Source organism: Vibrio echinoideorum (genome assembly GCF_024347455.1).
Lineage (GTDB): Bacteria > Pseudomonadota > Gammaproteobacteria > Enterobacterales > Vibrionaceae > Vibrio > Vibrio echinoideorum.
Genome location: NZ_AP025483.1, coordinates 219246 through 239406, shown reverse-complemented (window position 1 = coordinate 239406; position 20161 = coordinate 219246). Strand labels below are relative to the sequence as shown.

The following is a 20161-nucleotide window of genomic DNA, read 5'->3' as shown; positions in this document are numbered from 1 at the left end:
ACGCAAATGGAATACAACACTTCAGCACTGTGCGACATATATTTGGATCAAGTTGATGTCGTGGAGCCAATGTTCAGCAACTTCGGGGGACGAGCATCCTTCGCAGGACAGATCACGACATTAAAGTGTTTTGAAGACAACGCTTTAATTCGCTCCGTATTAGAGCAAGATGGTCTAGGACGAGTGTTGTTAATCGACGGTGGCGGCTCACTACGCAAAGCGCTGATCGATGCTGAGATTGCCCTGCTTGCCGAAGACAATGAGTGGGAAGGTATTGTGGTTTACGGCTGTGTACGTGAAGTCGATGAGCTTGAAGACATGAACCTAGGAATTCAGGCTTTGGCCTCTATTCCTGTTGGTGCTGGCCAAGAAAATATTGGCGAGGTTGACGTTCCGGTCAACTTTGGTAGCGTAACCTTCTTACCGGAAGATTACCTCTATGCAGACAACACGGGCATTATTCTTTCGGCAGAGCCTCTCGATGTAGAGCTCGACCTGGATGTTGAAGAAGAGGTAGAGTAATTCACTCAGCTTTAAATAATAAAACAAAGCATAAGAACACGAAGTATAAAAATACAAACAAAAACGCCCGCTACTCAGTAGCGGGCGTTTTTTAAATCCGAAGAGTCGATTACTCTACGTCATCCATTTTACCAAGAAGGTTACGGATGCGATCTTGCCATGCTGAATGCTCTTCCTGCATTTCCTGAGTTTTTTGCTCTAGCTCGTGACGGCTTGCTTTAAGCTCACCAGCTTCTGTTGCTAGTGCTTGTTTCTCTTCTTTAAGCTCTTCCACTTCCATTTGAAGAAGTGCAATTGTATCTACTGCTGTTTGAATTTTTGCTTCTAGCTGCTCTAGTACTTCAAAAGACATTCTGGCCTACCTTTAAGTTATCCGTTTGATGGTGAAGGTTCACTCCACTTATTTCCCCATTCTACTCAGCAGAGCAAGGATAAACACTCAATATATTCGTTATTTTGCGCCATTCGATGAAAAAAACAGCGCTTTTTACCGAATATTGACGTGAACTATTCCCAACACAACAACAGACTGATTATTTTGATGAATATTACCTATTTTCCACCGCAAATTGATCAAGAGCAATCCCTAAAAAACAAAAAGGCAAACGTTTCCTTCGGGATATGGTAAAATTCGCCGCGAAATTTCTATTCCCCCTTTGAAAATTTTGGAGTCCGCATGAAACGCGATTTAGCAATGTCATTCTCTCGTGTCACAGAAGGTGCAGCACTAGCTGGTTACAAGTGGCTTGGCCGTGGCGATAAAAACGCTGCAGATGGCGCTGCTGTAGAAGTAATGCGTAGCCTACTGAACAAAACCGAAATTAGCGGTGAGATTGTTATTGGCGAAGGTGAAATCGATGATGCACCTATGTTATACATCGGCGAAAACGTAGGCGTGGGCGGCGATGCTGTCGATATCGCCGTTGACCCAATTGAAGGGACGCGCATGACAGCAATGGGCCAATCGAATGCATTGGCTGTACTTGCAGCAGGCGAAAAAGGCAGCTTCCTTAAAGCACCTGACATGTACATGGAAAAGTTAGTTGTAGGCCCTGGTGCTAAAGGCGCTATTGACCTAAACCTACCACTAACCGAAAACCTAGAAAACATTGCCAAAGCATTGGGTAAAACACTCGATACTCTCGTTGTAACGACACTTGCTAAGCCTCGTCACGATCAAGTTATCGCCGATATGCAGGCAATGGGCATTCGTGTATTCGCAGTGCCAGACGGTGATGTAGCTGCTTCTATCCTAACGTGTATGCCTGATAGCGAAGTAGACGTAATGTATTGCATCGGCGGCGCACCTGAAGGTGTGGTGTCAGCTGCTGTTATTCGTGCGCTTGACGGTGACATGCATGGTCGTCTTCTTCCTCGTCATGAAGTAAAAGGCGATACAGAAGAAAACCGTAAACACGGTGAAATTGAACTAGAGCGTTGTGCTGAAATGGGCGTAACGGCAGGCATCGTTCTGAAGATGGAAGACATGGCTCGCAGCGATAACGTTGTGTTCTCAGCAACAGGTATCACCAAAGGTGACTTGCTAGAGGGAATTACTCGTACAGGTAATATCGCAACCACAGAAACTCTGCTTATCCGTGGTCGCTGCCGTACGATTCGCCGCATCAAGTCTATCCACTACCTAGAGCGTAAAGACCCAGAAGTAATAGGCCATATCCTGTAGACCTAAACTAGGTTAAATAGAACATTCGAAGGCTGATACCAAGTATCAGCCTTTTTTTATTGGTCTGCGACAATCACATCATTGACTGTCGTTATAGTAAATCACTATCAATATAGTAAATGGTTTGCTTTATAAACACCTTACCCCATAATAGTAAGGTTCATGAGGTAGGGATAGTATGAAAACAAGCGACAAAATCTTACAAACCATTAAGCGTCAAGGCGCGGTAACCGCGAAACAATTGTCAGAAGAATTTGGCATGACGACGATGGGTGCAAGACAGCACCTACAAAGTTTGGAAGATAACGGTATTCTTGCGTTTCATGACGTAAAAGTAAAAGTAGGACGCCCTACCCGCCACTGGTCTTTGACTCAACAAGGCCATAGCCAATTTTCAGATCGACACGGCGAACTCACCATTCAAGTGATTGATGCTGTCGAAAACCTATTTGGCAAAGAAGGCTTAGCCAAAGTTGCAGCTGAGCGTGAACAGCACACTCTTAAACAATATCAAGCCGCTCTATCCGACTGTAATAATCTGATCAGTAAGCTTGAAAAACTCACTCAACTTCGCGAAGAAGAAGGCTACATGGCTGAACTTCAAGAACAAGGTGATAACTACATATTGATCGAAAACCACTGTCCTATCTGTAAAGCAGCCACTCGCTGTCCGAGCCTCTGCCAATCTGAGCTCAATGTATTTACTGAGTTACTCAAAGATGAATGTCATGTAAGTCGTACTGAGCACATTATCGCTGGCGAGCGACGTTGTACTTATACTTTAACGCCAGTGCTTTTATCGTAATATCAATACCAATACCAGCAGCCTAACACCAAGCCATTGATCTTGTCTCAAAATTGAGAAAATACGAATTGATTAAAATTTGTACTGATTTCTTTCTTAAGCTTAAAGCATATGAAACATGCTTAATGCTAAGGAAGGAATCATGGCTCATCCACAGCCGGATCAAAAACTGCCCCCGTTTGACGAACTCGTCCAACTCGCGAAACGCGATCCGAAAGCATTCGATCAATTCAAACACGAGATGTGTGAACAAATGATTTGTTCTGCCTCAGAGGAAATGCAAGACCGGCTTCGAGCCCAGCAAAGCCACCTCGATTTAGTCGTCAGCCGTTGTAAAAATCCACACCATGCGAATGTCGTACTCATGCAAGAGTTGCGTTGCCAAGTCTGCAAATTCCAAGATGCACTTCAAGGCCGCTGTAGTTTTGAAGAACCTACGGCTGAAAATGTGGTTCCCTTTAGGCCAAATACAGAACCTAAAATGTACTAGACAAGCTTTACTCAGTCGTCCAAACATCAGTAGCCAAAATATTAGAGACCAAAAACAAAAAGGGAGCACAATGCTCCCTTTATATACTCATCATTCAATGTTTACACTGGGTCTTCACCGTAATCATTACGGCCTTCTGTACCCTTGAGCAATCCACATTCAATCAAAATCCATAAGCCACACACTAATGCTGCAACCGTTGCTGCCATGTGAATTGGCGATACCGATTCTGTCGTCGTTGCTACCATTGGCGAAGCCAAACGTCCAAGTACCAGTGGCACATTCAACAATAGCCAGTAATTCGACTTATTACGGTCATGCCAACGCTTGGCGGTGACCGCAAGATCTGGGATAACCAGCAGCAGTAAGAAGATTGGTAGCAGGATATAGGAGTATGCAGGGAACAGAACCGAAATACCGGAAGCAAAACCAGTAATCGCGACATAGTAGAAAATATTCCAAATCCAGTAAGTCTTACGACCAATTCTCCCTTTGAAAGAGAGCAATAAATCTTTCATCGACATCTTAAAATACTCAAAAATTAATACGCTACCAAAAAGTTAGCAGCAAATGGCCAGTTAATCACTGTTAGTTAGTTAGTTAGTTAGTTAGTTAGTTAGTTAGTTAGTTAGTTAGTTTTAGCTAGTTAATCACTTTCTGAAAGCAACTTTTATCCATATCTCGTATGTTGACCGTTAGGCTACGGATATGGCTTGCCTGTTCTTGTAAGGTTTGCATTAACAAACGAGACAATTCTCTTTTTTGCTCTTCCGTACGTCCTGAAAGTAACTCAAAGCTAATATGAACGAAATCCACATTATCCTCTTCATCACCGACCAGCCAGTTATGACAACGCAGTGAACGAGACTTCACAGAAGGAACATCAAACAAGCCACAGTTTAATGTAACTTGATGAAGATCTTCTAGTAAACCTTGGATATTCACTCGCTCATCCACTGAATTTGAGTACTCTAGAACTAGATTCGGCATTATTACTTCCTATTGTTAACGCAATCGTTTGTCCCTTAATAGCAACTAACGGTGAAAAATCCGAGAAGTTAGCTATTATTCTGTCTGCCGGATCACTGATATATGCTCAAAATCTACTCTGACCATTGAGTAAGATCCAAGAAAGTAATGACCACAGTCATGATCTGTTGATATTAATCTGTTATATTATTTCGTAATAAAGTTTACTTTTTTACATTCGATTTATTTAAATACTTTGGAGATATTCCTATGCGTCATCCTGTAGTTATGGGTAACTGGAAACTAAACGGCAGCAAAGAAATGGTTGTTGATCTACTAAACGGTCTTAACGCTGAACTTGAAGGCGTTACAGGCGTAGACGTAGCAGTTGCTCCACCAGCACTTTTCGTTGATCTTGCTGAGCGTACGCTTACTGAAGCGGGCAGCGCGATCATCCTAGGTGCTCAAAACTCTGACCTAAACAACAGCGGTGCATTCACTGGCGACATGTCTCCAGCAATGCTTAAAGAGTTCGGCGCATCTCACATCATCATCGGTCACTCTGAGCGTCGTGAATACCACGCTGAGTCTGACGAATTCGTTGCTAAGAAATTCGCATTCTTAAAAGAGAACGGCTTAACTCCAGTTCTTTGTATCGGTGAATCTGACGCACAAAACGAAGCAGGCGAAACTGTTGCAGTATGTGCACGTCAACTTGACGCAGTTATCAACACTCAAGGTGTTGAAGCTCTTGAAGGCGCTATCATCGCTTACGAACCAATCTGGGCTATCGGTACTGGTAAAGCAGCTACAGCTGAAGATGCACAACGCATCCACGCTCAAATCCGTGCACACATCGCAGAGAAATCTGAAGATGTTGCTAAGAAAGTTGTTATTCAATACGGCGGTTCTGTTAAACCAGAGAACGCAGCAGCTTACTTCGCACAACCAGACATCGACGGTGCTCTAGTTGGCGGCGCAGCGCTTGACGCGAAAAGCTTCGCAGCTATCGCTAAAGCAGCAGCTGAAGCAAAAGCTTAATTTAAACTTCACCGTTTAGGTTAAATGAAAGGTCAACTTAGGTTGGCCTTTTTTATTGCCTATTGTTTTCTATTACCTGTAATTTAGTTTCAAAGCTAAACCGACAGGTACAAAAAACCGCTGATAAATCAGCGGTTTTTAAATTCTTTAAGCAAACACTAAGTGTGGCTTAGAATAACTCTTCAGCAACGCGGAACAACTCAGAACGGTCTGGGTTCTGCATGTTCTCGATACAATCGATGATGTCGTGGTGCACAAGCGCTTCTTTCTCGATACCAACACAACGACCACCGTGGCCTTCTTGAAGAAGGTGAACAGCGTAGTTACCCATGCGAGAAGCCAGTACACGGTCAAATGCAGTAGGACGACCACCACGTTGGATGTGACCAAGAACCGTTGCGCGAGTTTCACGACCAGTTGAAGATTCGATCTCTTTCGCTAGTTCGTTCGCGTCCATCATTAGCTCAGTTAGAGCGATGATTGCGTGCTTCTTACCTTTCGCAATACCATCTTGGATATTGTTGATCAGCTGCTCTTTATCTAGACCAGTTTCAGGAGTAATGATGTACTCACAACCGCCTGCGATTGCTGACATAAGCGTAAGGTCACCACAGTGACGGCCCATGATTTCAACAATAGAAATACGTTGGTGAGAAGAAGACGTGTCACGTAGACGGTCGATTGAATCGATAACTGTGTTAAGCGCAGTTAGGTAACCGATTGTGTAGTCAGTACCTGCGATATCGTTATCAATAGTGCCTGGAAGACCGATACATGGGTAGCCCATCTCTGTCAGTTTCTTAGCACCCATGTAAGAGCCGTCGCCACCGATAACAACAAGTGCTTCGATACCGTGCTTCTTAAGGTTCTCGATGCCTTTCTCGCGAACTTTAACATCTTTGAATTCAGGGAAACGTGCAGAACCTAAAAAAGTACCGCCGCGGTTGATGACGTCAGAGACGCTTGAACGGTCAAGCTTTTCAATACGGTCTTCAACAAGGCCTTGGTAGCCATCGTAAATGCCGTAAACTTCAATGCCAACTGATAACGCGGTACGAACTACGCCGCGAACTGCTGCGTTCATGCCCGGAGCGTCACCACCACTGGTCAAAACACCGATCTTCTTAATCATGCTCACCCTCGATTTTTGGGAATCTATTATTCAATTCTTTTGCTTGCTGATTGTATATCAACAAGATTTTAAATCTATATTTGTGCTTTATGTTACATTTCCTCAATAGGAATAGCACTTAAATCGCTTAAATTTATGTAACATTTCTACTTCTGTAAGAGTATTACAGTTTTACTCAATAATTTTGTTGATTCACATCAGAATCAACATTAATTGTTATACGGTGGTTTTTGTATCACCAAACAATTAGTGATTTTTACTCACTCTAGTCCAAAAGCTAGCCACTTGCCATTTGCGTACGGCTTTCACTCTCATTACCAAGAATGAAATTTCTGTTGTTTTTCTGGGCCAAATACCACCGAATACGGGTCTTGATGAATTAATACATCAGCATCAGGGAAAACGGAGATAAGCTTGTCTTCTACTTCGTCAGAAATGCGGTGCGCTTCAATAAGTGGGATATTATCTTCAAGTTCTAAGTGCAATTGAATGAAGCGAATTGGTCCAGAGCGACGAGTTCGTAATTGATGCACACCCAACACACCTTCGATACTCAACGACGTCTCTTTAATCTGTTTAAGCTCTTCATCCGGTAGCTTTCTATCAAGCAATGATTGGATAGCTTCATTGGCCATTTGATAAGCGCTGTAAAGAATATAAATACCAATACCAATTGCGAATACCGAATCCGCTTGTCCAATGCCAAACCAACTCAACGCCAGTGCTAGCATAATCGCCGCATTCATGTAGAGATCCGTCTGGTAATGCAATGAATCAGCGGCAATCGCTTGGCTACCGGTTTTGTTCACAACATGTTTTTGGAATCGAACCAAACCGAAGGTCATTACCATCGCGAATAAGCTGACGTAGATACCAATTTCTGGGGAGTTCAGTTCATGAGGCCTAAAGAAGCGCTCAATACCATTGAGAATAAGGAAGCAGGCTGAGCCTGAAATGAACATCGCCTGAGCCAATGCCGCCAATGACTCCGCTTTACCATGACCAAAAGTATGTTCTTTATCGGCGGGCTGCAGTGAATAACGAACGACGATAAGGTTAACGACTGATGCCGCAATATCTAACAGAGAATCCACTACTGAAGCCAATAGGCTCACAGAACCGGTCACCCACCATGCTGCGACCTTCACGATCAATAAAATAGTGGCGATGGTTGTGGCTGCCCAAGCGGCGAGCGTAACTAGACGTGCGTATTCTTGTTTCATAAATTGGCTACAAAATGGCTGATAGGACAAAGTATAACCTGCAAACAATCAATTGAATATGACAGCCATGATGTAAAACATTCATTTAAAGGGATCAAAAAAAGCGGCACACGGCCGCTTTTTCACATCATTCTAGTGGCTTAGCACCAGATTAAACTAAAGACTATTTGTCTTTGTTCATGTGCTTTTCCATTTTGTCAGCACACTTAGTCATGCGCTCTTGTTGGATTTCTTTCAGCTGAGTTTTTTGCTCTGCTGTCAGTACGCTCATCATTTGATGCTGCTTTTTCATCATTGCTACGCGACGCTCAGTTTGCTTCTCTACCATTTGGCTTGCTAGGTCGTTAGCTGCCGCTTCATCAAAGTTGTCTGCTAGTACTAAATCTTGAACTTTCTCATGATGCGCCTTCATTTGCGCCATTTTGTCGGCTTTGTTACCTGAGTGTTTTGCTTTCATCTCTGCACGATTCGCTTCGCGCATTTCTTTTAATTCTGTTTTTTGAGCGTCAGTTAAGTCTAGTTGACGCATCACTTTTTTATCGAATCCGCCACATTTACCGTGCATGCCTTTGTGGTCGCCTTTATCGCCGCCGCCATATGCGAACGCGCTTGCTGTACCTAACATTAATGGAAGTGCCGCAGCTGCTAGTACAAGTTTCTTAGTCATTTTCATAATTGTTGCCTCAATTCGGTATAATAAGTCATGTGTTGCGTCTGTTTCTCAGCGCTTGAATATAGATTAGTCTTTCTCTCGTAAAGTGACGTTTAGAAAGCGTAAAGAATCGTAAAGAGTGCAAGCGAACAAATAATTAGCAGTATTATTAACGTGTAAATAACCGATTAAGGCTTCCCAATGGCGAACATTCTTCTTATTGATGACGACACCGAATTAACCAGCTTACTTAAAGACATTCTTAGCTTTGAGGGCTTTACTGTTTTCGAAGCCAATGATGGCTATGCCGGGCTCGATGCCATTAATGATGAGATTGACCTGATCCTATTAGATGTAATGATGCCGCGTCTTAATGGCATGGAAACACTAAAGAAACTGAGAGAAAATTGGGAAACGCCAGTATTGATGCTGACGGCAAAAGGTGAAGAGATCGACCGTGTTATCGGCCTTGAGCTTGGCGCGGATGATTACTTACCAAAACCGTTTAGTGACCGCGAGTTACTTGCTCGTATTCGTGCCATCTTGCGTCGCACGCAAACCAACACTTCACCAAAGACCGCCAGTGACACCATTCAATACCAAGACATAGAGATTTTTCCCGGTAAACAAGAAGCTTACTGTAATGGGCAAGTGCTCGACCTCACCACCACAGAGTTCGCCCTATTGAGCCACTTGATCCAGAATCCGGGACAGGTGATCACTAAAGAAGCATTAAGCCTAGATGTGTTAGGTAAACGGTTGGCGGCGTTTGACCGCGCAATTGATATGCATATATCAAACCTACGTAAGAAAATTCCAGAACGCAGTGGCGGGAAACCTCGAATCAAAACCTTGCGAGGTCGTGGCTATTTATTAGTAGAGGAGGATTAATGCGTATACCTAAAATCACCAGCTTATATGGACGTATCTTTGCTATCTTTTGGTTCACCATGTTACTGGTGCTTTTGTCGGTGCTATCACTGCCACACTTAGATCCACGAGTTGCTCGCGATGTACCAGTCGACCACCTCAAGAAATTAGAACGTATTGCGAAGAGCACAGAGAAGCGATTCGCCAAAGAAGACAACTTAGGCAAGATTGTCTTCCAACTGGAAGGCCCGACACGAAGCCGAAAAGACACGCGTCCCCGCATGTACCTGACCGATCTTGAAGGCTCGGTGTTAACGACTAAAAAGCATTCCGATTACAAAGTAAAAGCGATTCGTAATTTCGTGACTACGATTGATAACCCTGAAGTGCCAAAGCAAAAGCTGTATGGGCACTACATGGTGGCAGGCCCAATACCAGTCGCACTCGCAGGTGAAGATCTAATGATGTATATCGGAGTGAAATGGGATCAACCACCGCCATTTTTACTACGACTGTTTGATAAACCGTTACAGTTATTACTTGCCGTTATGCTGGCGAGTACCCCACTGCTACTTTGGTTAGCTTGGGCACTAAGCCAACCAGCACGAAGGCTGGAACTTGCAGCGCAACGCGTTGCTAAAGGTCAGTTTGAGGTCGATCCTCAACTGGAAAAAGGCACGTCAGAATTCAGACAAGCCGGTGAGAGCTTTAACCAGATGGTCGAAGCGGTAAATCAGATGATTTCGGGACAACAACGTTTACTGTCTGATATATCTCATGAATTGCGCTCTCCGCTCACTCGATTACGCATGGCGAATGCACTTGCGATTCGTAAGCAAGGCGACAGCCAAGAACTTGAACGTATCGATACCGAAGCACAGCGTCTAGAGCAGATGATCAGTGAGCTTTTAACTTTATCTCGCATGCAAGTCGACAGTCACATCACTCGTGAAGTGCAACCCTTATCGAGCTTATGGGAAGAGATCCTAAAAGATGCAGAGTTTGAAGCAGAGCAAATGGGTAAGCAGATGAAATTCTCAGAGATCCCAGATCGCTCTATTTCAGGCAACCCAAAGCTGTTAATGAGCGCGCTAGACAATATCACTCGCAATGCCATCTACTACGGTAAAGATCAGGTTGATGTGGAATTTAGCGTTCAACAAGACCAACTGACGATTTGCGTGAATGACAACGGCGAAGGCGTTCCTGATGACGAATTGGATTCGATTTTCCGACCTTTCTATCGTGTTTCAACGGCGAGAGATCGAAACTCAGGAGGAACCGGATTGGGGCTAACCATTACTGAAAGTGCGATTCGCCAACACAGTGGAACTATCACTGCAAGCCGCAGTAAACTAGGTGGATTACAACTAGAAATCACGCTTCCTATCATACCAGCGTAATACCCTTACAAAGATCACAGTTGATAATGAGAGTTATTATCATTATGGTAAATCCTCTAATTAAGGAGGATTTACCATGTCACACACTTTCCCGGATCTACCCTACGCTTACGATGCCCTAGAACCTTACATTGATGCTAAAACGATGGAAGTGCATTACAGCAAGCACCATAGAACCTATTACGATAAGTTTGTTGCTGCGGTCTCAGGTAGCGAGCTTGAGCACCAGTCACTCACCGAAATTTTCGCTAACATCTCTCAGCACAGTCCCGCCGTTCGCAATAATGGCGGTGGTTACTACAACCATATTCTGTATTGGAATTGTATGTCACAAGATGGTGGTGGTGAACCAGCTGACGAGCTAGGTGAAGCGATCAATAGTACATTCGGAGACTTCGAAACTTTCCAAGACCAGTTTGCTCAAGCTGCAATCAATACTTTTGGCTCTGGCTTTGCTTGGTTAGTCGTAGAAGCCGGCAAACTTAAAATCATCTCAACATCAAACCAAGATAATCCGTGGATGGACACTATCGCCAGCAACGGAGAACCGATTCTCGCTTTGGATGTTTGGGAGCACGCTTACTACATCAGCTACCAAAACCGCCGCCCTGACTATATCAATGCATGGTGGAATGTTGTGAACTGGAAAGCTGTCTCTGAAAACTATGCTCAGGTACTAGCCAAACAAGCATAACTATCTTAGTGAATCTGACTTGCATCACTCGCATAGCCAACAGGTGGTGAACTGTACTCACTCAGCTTGCCACCGTATACTCTGGCTATCTTTGATTATTCTTGTGAACCAACATGTTTGATATCGCTCTATACGAACCAGAAATTGCACCCAATACGGGTAACATCATCCGCCTATCTGCTAACTGTGGTGCGAACCTACACCTAATTGAGCCGCTTGGTTTTGATTTTGAAGAGAAGAAAGTGCGCCGTGCCGGTTTGGACTACCACGACCTAGCGCGAGTAAAACGCCACAAGAATCTAGAAGCATTTCTTGAGTACTTAGAGAATGAACGTGAAGGTGACTACCGTATCTTTGCTTGCACCACCAAAACCACAGGCCACCACGTTGATGCTAAATTCCAGCACGGTGATGTACTGATGTTTGGCCCAGAGACACGCGGCCTACCCGCTGAATTTATTGAAAGCATGCCGATGGAGCAGCGCATTCGTATTCCAATGATGCCAGACGCGCGTAGCTTGAACCTATCAAACGCGGTCGCGATTATTGCTTTTGAAGCGTGGCGTCAAATGGGTTTCGAAGGCGCGGTGTAATCCCAATCTCAGTAAATAACCGCTGACACGGCCTGTTACCGGCTCCTGCTATCTGCTATCTGCTATCTGCTATCTGCTATCTGCTATCTGCTATCAATAGTAAACAGCAGGCGACACGCAATAAAAAAGGCTCTTACCATTATCGCTTTTATGTGAAGGATAAAGGTAAGAGCCTTTTGTTTTTGTCTCCCCTCTATATAAAGAGGGAAACTGGATTAGTTTAAGCGGTTACGATCATTATCGTCGTCTTTCTTCTCAAATTCACCCTCAAAGGTGTTGCCGTCTTTTGATTGGTCAGATGGATCTTGCTTAAACGAACCTGAACTGAATGGGTCTTGTCCAAATGGACTCTGGCCAAAACCACTTTGTCCACCCGCATGGAAGCCGCCAGACATATTGGTCACCACCATTTTCTCCATCATCTTTTTCGCGATGATGGCACGTGGTGCTGGAAGCAATACCAACATACCCAGAGCGTCCGTCATAAAGCCCGGAGTTAGCAGCAATACACCGGCCACTGCAAGCATCACGCCTTCAATAATCTGTTGAGCTGGCATTTCACCTTGTTGTAATCGACCTTGAACAGACATTAGTGTCTGAATACCTTGGCTACGAACAAGAGATGCACCAACAAATGCGGTAATCAAAACCAACGCAATAGTTGGCCACAATCCTAAGAAGCCACCAACTTGAATAAATAAGCCAATCTCAATGATCGGTACGAAGATAAATAGTAATAATAAGATAGGAAACACACGCCCTCCTTTGTTACATCCAGTTTACGCTGAAAGCCCTACCAATCTCAAATTTATCCTGTAAATAAGCGTGTTTATTGACCCCGAATAAGTTTACTAAATATTGACGCAACAAAAACGAAAAAGGTGATCAAGTTAATATTTTTATGCGCTAAGTACAGTATCATGTGCCACATAAGTCAGGACGGATTTATCAGCCCAATATTCTAGCGAACGGAGTATTTGCACACAGAATAGGCTAATAACTAACTATATAATCAGAATAATTCTCTAAGGATCCTGTTATGGCTACTCAATCAGAAGCTCAAGTTGAAGCTCCCCAAGCTACTCGTCTCGAAGAAGATCTTTTAGGTCAACGTCATGTTCCAGCTGATGCTTACTACGGCATCCACACTCTACGCGCAATTGAAAACTTCAATATCTCAAATGTAACGATCTCAGATGTACCTGAATTCGTTCGCGGTATGGTGATGACAAAAAAAGCAGCGGCTTTAGCAAACAAAGAGTTAGGTGTAATTCCAAGCGAAGTGGCTAAATACATTATTGAAGCTTGTGACCTAATTCTAGACACTGGCAAGTGTATGGATCAGTTCCCATCGGACGTTTTCCAAGGTGGCGCTGGTACTTCTGTAAACATGAACGCGAACGAAGTGGTTGCTAACGTTGCACTTGAACTGATGGGCAAAGAAAAAGGCCAATATGAGTTCATCAACCCAAATGACCACGTAAACCGCAGCCAATCTACAAACTGTGCTTACCCAACTGGCTTCCGTATCTCTGTTTACAACAGCGTTCGCAAACTGATTGATGCTATCGAGTACCTAAAAGGGGCATTCGAGCTTAAAAGCCAAGAATTCAACACAATCTTGAAAATGGGTCGTACTCAACTTCAAGACGCAGTTCCAATGACAGTTGGCCAAGAGTTCCACGCTTGGGCTGTAACCATCAATGAAGAAATCAAAAACCTAGAATACACTTCAAAACTACTGCTTGAAGTAAACTTAGGCGCAACAGCTATCGGTACGGGTCTAAATGCAGCACCGGGTTACCAAGGTCTAGCGGTTAAACACCTAGCAGAAGTAACTGGCCTAGAGTGTGTTGCTGCTGAAGATTTGATCGAAGCAACATCTGACTGTGGCGCATACGTAATGACGCACGGCGCGCTTAAACGTCTAGCCGTTAAACTGTCTAAGATTTGTAACGATTTACGCCTACTGTCTTCAGGTCCACGTACTGGCTTCAATGAATTAAACCTACCTGAACTGCAAGCGGGTTCTTCAATCATGCCTGCTAAAGTAAACCCAGTTGTACCTGAAGTAGTAAACCAAGTTTGCTTTAAAGTTCTAGGTAACGACAACACGGTTTCTTTCGCTGCAGAAGGCGGTCAACTTCAACTGAACGTAATGGAACCCGTTATTGCACAAAGCATGTTTGAGTCTCTAGACATTCTAACAAACGCATGTGTGAACCTACGCGACAAGTGTGTAGACGGCATTACGGTAAACAAAGAAGTGTGTGAGTCTCACGTATTCAACTCTATCGGTATCGTTACTTACCTAAACCCATACATTGGCCACCACGAGGGTGACATTGTAGGTAAGATCTGTGCAGAAACAGGTAAGAGCGTTCGCGATGTGGTTCTAGAGCGCGGTTTATTAACCGAAGAAGAACTTGATGACATTTTCTCTGTTGAAAATTTGATGCATCCTCAGTATAAAGCAAAACGCTACGAGTAAATCTAGCAAACAGGGCTCCAAACGGAGCCCTTTTTTAGGCTCCAATACGGTTAACCATGCTTAATTTGTGGATTTCCCGTTAATTGCCTTTTTGCTCAATTGAATCTAAACAATAGAACTATTATGTGAATATTCCATCGACGAATGTTCACATAATAAAATCTAAAATGAGGTGTTACTTATGATTGCAGTAGAACTATTTGTCGTCCTGCTCTTTATCTTTTTGGGGGCCAGAATTGGCGGTATCGGTATCGGCTTTGCCGGCGGCGCTGGCGTGATTGCCCTTTCACTTATTCTTGGTGTTCCAACGAGCCAATCTTTTATCCCAGTTGATGTAATCTTGATCATCATGTCGGTAATCACTGCGATTGCTGCAATGCAAGTTGCTGGCGGTATGGATTGGTTGGTACAAATTGCGGAAAACTTTTTACGTAAACACCCTGAGCGCATTACCTTTTATGCACCTATCGTTACCTTCGTCATGACATTAATGGCAGGTACAGGTCACACCGCTTTCTCAACACTACCAGTGATTGCTGAAGTGGCTAAAGGCCAAGGTGTTCGCCCTTCTCGTCCTCTTTCTATTGCGGTTGTTGCCTCTCAAATTGCGATCACAGCTTCGCCTATTTCGGCAGCTGTTGTGGCTTTCGCAGCGATGCTTGCACCATTTGGTGTCGATTACCTAACGCTATTGATGGTTTGTATTCCAACAACCTTCATCGCTTGTATGGTTGGTGCGGTTGTAGCGAACTACATGGGCAGTGAACTAAAAGACGATCCAATTTACCAAGAGCGTCTAGAGAAAGGTTTAATCAAGCTGGCAACAGAAGAGAAACGCGAAATTCTACCAACAGCGAAAAAAGCGACTTACATCTTCCTCGCGGCGATTGGTTTTGTTGTTTGCTACGCAGCCGCTATCTCTAGCTCTGTAGGCCTAATTGAAAACCCAGCACTGGGCCGTAACGAAGCGATCATGTCTGTGATGCTGGCAGCAGCAGCGGCAATCGTGATGTTCACTAAGATTGATGCAGCGAAGATTTCTTCGGCTCCAACATTCCGCTCTGGTATGACAGCATGTGTGTGTGTACTTGGTGTGGCTTGGTTGGGTTCTACGTTTGTAAATGCACACGTAGCAGAAATCAAAGACGTAGCGGGCGCTTTACTGGCTGACTACCCATGGATGCTAGCTCTAGTATTATTCTTCGCTTCAATGCTGCTTTATTCTCAAGGCGCAACAACGGTCGCACTAATGCCTGCAGCACTAGCAATTGGCGTAGCACCATTAACGGCTGTTGCTTCATTCGCAGCGGTAAGTGCACTGTTTGTTCTTCCAACTTACCCTACGCTACTGGCAGCAGTTGAGATGGATGACACAGGCTCTACTCGTATTGGTAAATACGTATTTAACCACCCATTCTTCATCCCAGGAGTGGCAACAATCAGTACCGCAGTAGCACTCGGCTTCGCATTTGGCGGACTGTTTATCTAACATTCGCTGATAACTAAACCCCTAAAAGGAAGCTTCGGCTTCCTTTTTTATATTCTGAACAATGTGTTTTTTGACACTAATCAAATTAACATTAGAAAGTTATAAAAACGGACAAAAATAAAATTTGAATAAAATTCCCGAACTATTCCCATTAGCAATATAGAACGCCTATTAACGTGACCTCCCCTCCTTGTTCTCGAACCCACATCGAATATTAATCCAAGCTAACTAACCAAAAAACCTTTCCTTTTTTATGCCAATTTTCGCCTTACGCACTGTCCACTATTTTTGTGAACAACACCAAACTTAAATAACTGCGTAAAGAATAAAATAACCGCAGCTAAATTAAATTCCATTCGAGTTTGTAAATATAAATAACAAACAGATTTAATTTAAGGTGAAAACTTTTAATTAAAGATGAGAGTTTTATAGGGACGATAAATTTATCAAATCAACCTTTTATAACTTTAATTGTATTCACAATCTAAAAATTATTAGTCGCTGATTAACATCAATTCTATTTAAGATAGAAGCAAGGAGATAGCCATGACGACTCAGACTATACCAAACGAGAACAAAAAAGGTGGCTTCTTTGCCAATTTTAAGTTCCCTTCTGCCTACACCATTTTATTCATTCTTATCGCGCTAGTCGCCCTACTTACATGGATTGTTCCAGCGGGCCAATACGACCGAGCGATGAATGAAGAACTGGGCCGAGAAGTACCTGTTACCGGAACCTATCAAGCGGTAGAAGGTAATCCTCAAGGTGTGATTGACGTACTGCTAGCGCCTATTGACGGCTTCTACGACCACAATAGCTACGAAGCAGCAGCAATCGACGTTTCGTTGTTCATCTTAATCATTGGTGGCTTCTTAGGCTTAGTGACCAAAACCGGCGCAATTGACGCGGGTATCGAACGCGTAACCGCCCGGTTAGAGGGGAGAGAAGAGTTGATGATACCGATATTGATGGCATTGTTTGCCGCTGGCGGTACTGTCTACGGCATGGCAGAAGAATCACTGCCATTCTACACGCTACTAGTACCTGTCATGATGGCTGCTCGCTTTGACCCTCTTGTTGCAGCTGCAACCGTATTGCTTGGCGCGGGGATTGGAGTGCTAGGTTCTACCATTAACCCATTCGCAACAGTTATCGCCGCCAACGCCTCTGGTATTCCATTTACTGACGGTATCGTGTTACGTATTGCCATGCTCGTCATTGGTTGGATCATCTGTGTCGCATACGTCATGCGATACGCAAGAATGGTTCAAGCAGATCCATCAAAATCAATTGTGTTCGACAAATACGAAGAGAACAAAGCGCATTTCCTTGGCAACGCGAGCGACGAAAAACTTGATTTCACCACAACGCGTAAATTAATCCTCACTATTTTCGGTGGCTCTTTCGCTGTGATGATTTACGGTGTATCGGTTGCTGGCTGGTGGATGGCAGAGATCTCAGCTATGTTCTTAGCCGCGACAATCATTGTTGGTATTGTGGCTCGCATGAGTGAGGAAGAGTTTACGACTAGCTTCATTGATGGCGCCCGTGACCTACTTGGCGTTGCGCTAATCATTGGTATTGCGCGTGGTATCGTGGTTGTAATGGACCGCGGTATGATTACTGATACAATCCTTTTCTCAGCAGAACAAATGGTCACCGGGCTTTCTTCGGTTATCTTTATTAACGTGATGTTCTTATTAGAGATTTTATTATCATTCTTAGTGCCGTCTACCTCTGGTTTAGCCGTGCTCACTATGCCAATCATGGCACCACTTGCTGACTTTGCTGGCGTAGGTCGAGATCTTGTTATTACCGCTTACCAATCAGCCTCAGGCTTGGTTAATTTAATCACTCCAACCTCTGCAGTTGTAATGGGTGGCTTGGCTATTGCTCGTGTCCCTTATGTGCGTTGGGTTAAATGGGTAATGCCATTGATCGGTATCTTAATGGTGTTCTGCGTTATTGCGCTAAGTATTGGTGCACTGATCTAAACAAACCTTATCTATATACGATTCACTTAAACCTTCTCGTCCAAAGCCGCTTTCTTAGCGGCTTTTTTGTCGCTATCGATTTCAACGTAAGCACTCTGTCATCAAAACGTCCTCTCAAGCTTTACACGTAACATTCGGGGGCTTCTTCTCTTCTCTTCTCTTCTCTTCTCTTCTCTTCTCAAAAGTAAACATTAAATGAGCCAAAAGCACTAACGATAAAGAGTGAAAACCCTTTTAATTATAAAAAAATATTGAATAAAATGGCCATCAATTGGTCACCATGATGTTTAGAGAAATAGTTAGTCACTTATTAGAGTTAATTATATTTAAAGGAATTCACAGTCTAATAAACAGGCGGGAGTTAATGCCCTTTTTCATCAAAAGCAACGCTTAAACAGTCGATTTTAAAATGTGATCACAATAGCTTTATTCGCATTTACTTTGTTAATAAATAATTAATTTCACATCCAAAATTAAATATCTAAATAAAAACAATGCATACTTCTAAGCTAAGTACACTCCTATCAATAAAACTATTCTGCATATAATCTCTCGCAAATTAGGTTTTAGGAAGTTTAGTTTAAAAATCATGCATAAAGTTCCCTAACAGCTAACTATTTAGAATCGTCCTGTCATGCCCAAAAATGCATAAAGTTTGTTAAAACCCTTATATTTAAAGGGCTGAGGGATAAAAAACAATTTGTGATAGATCTCTAAGAATACCTGACTAGCAGGCGTAATATTAATTCCAGACAAGAGATATGAATAAATAATTCATTCTTCTCAACTGAAAATAAATAATTACTCTTAGCGATAAAAGTAATTCAAATATATAAGAGAGAGACGATCATGAGTAAGTTCTATGTTGGTTCTGAAATAGGTCAATTACGCCGCGTTCTAGTTCACCGCCCAAGACGCGCACTGACTCACCTAACACCCTCTAACTGTCACGATTTGTTATTTGATGACGTACTGGCTGTTGAGCGTGCAGGTAAAGAGCATGACGCATTTACTAAAACGCTACGTGATCAAGGTGTTGAAGTTCTTCTTCTTACTGACCTGCTAGCAGACACACTAGCCGTGTCAGAAGCGAAAGATTGGCTACTAAGCTGCCAAGTATCTGATTACCGTTTGGGTAAAACATTCGCAAATGATGTGCGCTGCTACTTGGGCGACTTACCAAACCTAGAGCTGGCAAAAATCCTAACGGGCGGACTGTCTTACGCTGAGATGCCAATGAAATCATCTTCAATGATGCAAGGCATGCACGCACCAACCGACTTCATTGTCGAGCCTCTACCAAACCACCTATTTACTCGCGACACATCTTGCTGGGTATACGGCGGTGTCTCTATCAACCCAATGGCTAAACCTGCTCGTCAACGTGAAACAAACCACGTTCGCGCTATTTACCGCTGGCACCCAACATTCGCAGGCCAAGACTTCATTAAATACTTCGGCGATGAAGAAAAAATCAACTACGACAACTCAACAATTGAAGGTGGTGACGTTCTTGTGCTCGGTCGTGGCGCGGTGCTTATCGGCATGTCTGAGCGTACAACAGCACAAGGTGTTGAGCACTTAGCATCTAGCCTATTCAAACACGGCCAAGCGAAACAAGTTATCGCAATGCAGCTACCAAAACACCGCTCTTGCATGCACTTAGACACCGTTATGACTCACATGCGTGAAGATACGTTCTCTGTTTACCCTGAAGTGGTGAGTAAAGATGTGCAGTGTTGGAACCTAACTGGCGATGAATCTGGCGCTGTAAAAGTGAAAGAAGAAGGCTACTTCGTTACCGCTATCGAAAAAGCACTTGGCGTAGACAAGCTAAACCTAATCACAACTGGTGGTGACAACTTCCATGCGGAACGTGAACAGTGGAACGATGCGAACAACGTACTGACAGTTAAACCAGGCGTCGTTATTGGCTACGAAGGCAACACATACACCAACGAAAAATACGACAAAGCAGGCATCACGGTTCTTCCGATTCCAGGAGACGAACTTGGCCGCGGTCGTGGTGGCGCACGCTGCATGAGCTGCCCAATTGAGCGTGATGGTATCTAATCACTAAGACGAAAACGGCCAAGTTGAACAATCTT

General features: G+C 43.6%; 20 protein-coding genes. 13 read left to right on the top strand and 7 right to left on the bottom strand.

All coding sequences use genetic code 11. The annotated features are described in order from the left end of the window. Positions 1-6 precede the first annotated feature (6 nt). On the top strand, positions 7-522 hold the full coding sequence (gene rraA, locus OCV36_RS01080; protein WP_135457704.1) for a ribonuclease E activity regulator RraA: 516 nt from the start codon (positions 7-9) through the stop codon (positions 520-522). Positions 523-631: 109 nt separating this feature from the next. Here the strand turns inward: rraA and zapB are convergent, their stop codons facing one another. Further along, a complete protein-coding gene (zapB, locus tag OCV36_RS01075; protein ID WP_017073734.1) occupies positions 632-874 on the bottom strand; it encodes a cell division protein ZapB in 243 nt (80 codons plus the stop codon). A gap of 324 nt (positions 875-1198) precedes the next feature. On the opposite strand from zapB, the gene glpX reads away from it, so the two are divergent. From glpX to OCV36_RS01060, 3 genes are all read left to right on the top strand, one after another. Next, positions 1199-2206 carry a class II fructose-bisphosphatase gene (gene glpX / locus OCV36_RS01070; protein WP_017073735.1) on the top strand — a complete coding sequence of 336 codons (1008 nt, stop codon included), beginning with the start codon at positions 1199-1201 and terminating at the stop codon, positions 2204-2206. Positions 2207-2384: 178 nt separating this feature from the next. Continuing rightward, positions 2385-3011 carry a helix-turn-helix transcriptional regulator gene (locus OCV36_RS01065; protein WP_135457702.1) on the top strand — a complete coding sequence of 209 codons (627 nt, stop codon included), beginning with the start codon at positions 2385-2387 and terminating at the stop codon, positions 3009-3011. Between the two features lie 142 nt (positions 3012-3153). Next, complete coding sequence (locus tag OCV36_RS01060) at positions 3154-3501, top strand: DUF3135 domain-containing protein (RefSeq protein ID WP_017073737.1); 348 nt, start codon at positions 3154-3156, stop codon at positions 3499-3501. A gap of 101 nt (positions 3502-3602) precedes the next feature. On the opposite strand, the gene OCV36_RS01055 is transcribed toward OCV36_RS01060, so the two are convergent. Together OCV36_RS01055 and OCV36_RS01050 are read right to left on the bottom strand one after the other, a co-directional pair. Next, entirely contained in the window at positions 3603-4025 is a 423-nt protein-coding gene (locus OCV36_RS01055) for a DUF805 domain-containing protein (protein ID WP_017073738.1), read from the bottom strand. A 118-nt stretch (positions 4026-4143) separates the two neighbouring features. Continuing rightward, a complete protein-coding gene (locus OCV36_RS01050; protein ID WP_004729703.1) occupies positions 4144-4491 on the bottom strand; it encodes a 5-carboxymethyl-2-hydroxymuconate Delta-isomerase in 348 nt (115 codons plus the stop codon). Between the two features lie 249 nt (positions 4492-4740). Here OCV36_RS01050 and tpiA point away from each other — a divergent pair, with 249 nt between their 5' ends. Further along, on the top strand, positions 4741-5511 hold the full coding sequence (gene tpiA / locus OCV36_RS01045; RefSeq protein WP_004729704.1) for a triose-phosphate isomerase: 771 nt from the start codon (positions 4741-4743) through the stop codon (positions 5509-5511). Between the two features lie 169 nt (positions 5512-5680). On the opposite strand, the gene pfkA is transcribed toward tpiA, so the two are convergent. From pfkA to OCV36_RS01030, 3 genes are all read right to left on the bottom strand, one after another. Next, on the bottom strand, positions 5681-6643 hold the full coding sequence (pfkA, locus tag OCV36_RS01040; protein ID WP_029224884.1) for a 6-phosphofructokinase: 963 nt from the start codon (positions 6641-6643) through the stop codon (positions 5681-5683). A 314-nt stretch (positions 6644-6957) separates the two neighbouring features. Next, positions 6958-7866 (bottom strand): CDF family cation-efflux transporter FieF, encoded by a 909-nt coding sequence (fieF, locus tag OCV36_RS01035; RefSeq protein ID WP_135457699.1) that lies wholly within the window; start codon positions 7864-7866, stop codon positions 6958-6960. A 163-nt stretch (positions 7867-8029) separates the two neighbouring features. Continuing rightward, complete coding sequence (locus OCV36_RS01030) at positions 8030-8539, bottom strand: CpxP family protein (RefSeq protein WP_017073741.1); 510 nt, start codon at positions 8537-8539, stop codon at positions 8030-8032. A gap of 180 nt (positions 8540-8719) precedes the next feature. Between OCV36_RS01030 and OCV36_RS01025 the strand changes: the two genes are divergently transcribed. The 4 genes from OCV36_RS01025 (at position 8720) to OCV36_RS01010 (ending at position 12078) form a co-directional block, all read left to right on the top strand. Further along, complete coding sequence (locus OCV36_RS01025; RefSeq protein ID WP_017073742.1) at positions 8720-9409, top strand: response regulator; 690 nt, start codon at positions 8720-8722, stop codon at positions 9407-9409. After that, entirely contained in the window at positions 9409-10791 is a 1383-nt protein-coding gene (gene cpxA, locus OCV36_RS01020; RefSeq protein WP_135457698.1) for an envelope stress sensor histidine kinase CpxA, read from the top strand. Before OCV36_RS01025 ends, cpxA begins: the two co-directional genes overlap by 1 nt. Before the next feature lie 76 nt (positions 10792-10867). Next, entirely contained in the window at positions 10868-11485 is a 618-nt protein-coding gene (locus OCV36_RS01015; protein WP_135457696.1) for a superoxide dismutase, read from the top strand. A gap of 113 nt (positions 11486-11598) precedes the next feature. Further along, positions 11599-12078, top strand: coding sequence for a tRNA (cytidine(34)-2'-O)-methyltransferase (locus tag OCV36_RS01010; RefSeq protein WP_135457694.1), 480 nt, complete (start codon positions 11599-11601; stop codon positions 12076-12078). Between the two features lie 215 nt (positions 12079-12293). On the opposite strand, the gene OCV36_RS01005 is transcribed toward OCV36_RS01010, so the two are convergent. Beyond that, positions 12294-12833 carry an FxsA family protein gene (locus tag OCV36_RS01005; RefSeq protein ID WP_135457692.1) on the bottom strand — a complete coding sequence of 180 codons (540 nt, stop codon included), beginning with the start codon at positions 12831-12833 and terminating at the stop codon, positions 12294-12296. A gap of 284 nt (positions 12834-13117) precedes the next feature. Between OCV36_RS01005 and aspA the strand changes: the two genes are divergently transcribed. The 4 genes from aspA to arcA all read left to right on the top strand — a co-directional run bounded on the left by aspA (position 13118) and on the right by arcA (position 20126). Continuing rightward, positions 13118-14569 (top strand): aspartate ammonia-lyase, encoded by a 1452-nt coding sequence (gene aspA / locus OCV36_RS01000; protein WP_017073746.1) that lies wholly within the window; start codon positions 13118-13120, stop codon positions 14567-14569. Between the two features lie 181 nt (positions 14570-14750). Then, complete coding sequence (locus OCV36_RS00995) at positions 14751-16058, top strand: anaerobic C4-dicarboxylate transporter (RefSeq protein WP_004729714.1); 1308 nt, start codon at positions 14751-14753, stop codon at positions 16056-16058. Between the two features lie 546 nt (positions 16059-16604). Next, positions 16605-18053 carry a YfcC family protein gene (locus OCV36_RS00990; protein ID WP_017073747.1) on the top strand — a complete coding sequence of 483 codons (1449 nt, stop codon included), beginning with the start codon at positions 16605-16607 and terminating at the stop codon, positions 18051-18053. An 849-nt stretch (positions 18054-18902) separates the two neighbouring features. Then, the gene (arcA, locus tag OCV36_RS00985) at positions 18903-20126 is read left to right on the top strand and encodes an arginine deiminase (protein WP_017073748.1); all 1224 of its coding nucleotides are present in this window, start codon (positions 18903-18905) and stop codon (positions 20124-20126) included. Positions 20127-20161: the final 35 nt, after the last annotated feature.